The 836-nt window shown below is 64.7% G+C and carries 1 protein-coding gene; it reads right to left on the bottom strand.

Annotated features, from left to right (window positions below; translation table 11 throughout):
• On the bottom strand, window positions 1-799 hold a 799-nt coding region (locus ACLD7X_RS17295; protein ID WP_411424928.1), incomplete at its 3' end, for a CHASE2 domain-containing protein.
• Window positions 800-836 lie beyond the last annotated feature (37 nt).

Genomic DNA, 836 nt, shown 5'->3' with positions numbered 1-836 from the left:
CGTCGGAATCGATGATGTGCCGGCTGAGACCCGTCAGAAGCGTGTTGAGGAACGACACGAGCGACGTCGAGGGCAGGCTCTCGCTGATGGTCGTGAAGTCGCGGATGTCCATGAACAGCATGGTGATCTCGCGGTCCTCGCCGCCGAGGCGGAGCGCGGGCTGGTTTTCGGCACGGGCAAGAACGGCCGGCGAGACGTAGTTGCCGAAGGCCCGGCGAATGTGCCGGCGTTCCCGGTCCGTGACCAGAAGCCGGAAGCCGACGGCCGAGAACTGCGCGGCCGTTGAGGCCAGAATGGGCGCCACGGGATCGATCAGGAACCCCCACGACCGGAATGCATGCCACGACAGGGCGAGGAACGCTGCCGAAATGGCGGTGCCGGCGGTTATGGCGATCACCGGTGAAAACATGGCCGTCATGGCCGCGACGAGAAGGCCCACCGCCGCGATCATCGTGACCTCGAGCCCATCGGCCCAATCGGGCCGGGAGAGAAACTTGCCGGTCAGCATCTGCTCCAGAGCCTGTGCGTGAAGCGAAACGCCAGGCACGTTCTGGCCAAGCGGCGTTGCGCGAATGTCAAGCAGGCCGGCGGCAGAGGTGCCGACAAAGACGATGTGGCCTTCAACCAAGGGCGCCAGGTCCTCAGCCGATCCCTGGAGGACCTTGCTGGCGGAGATGTAACGGTCCGGTCTGTCCGGGGTGAGATAAAGCCACAAGCCCCCTGTTCTGGTCGTGGGGATCTCGAAGTCGCCGATCTTCACCGCCACGAGGGAAACGGGTTCCTCCGGGGTGCTTTCCACGATGTAGGTGGAAGCGCCTTGGGCTACCCGCAACGCT

Source organism: Aphanothece microscopica RSMan92 (genome assembly GCF_046613545.2).
Taxonomy (GTDB): domain Bacteria; phylum Cyanobacteriota; class Cyanobacteriia; order PCC-6307; family Cyanobiaceae; genus NIES-981.
The sequence above is the reverse complement of the archived record's forward strand: the minus strand, read 5'-3'. Positions and strand labels throughout refer to the sequence as shown.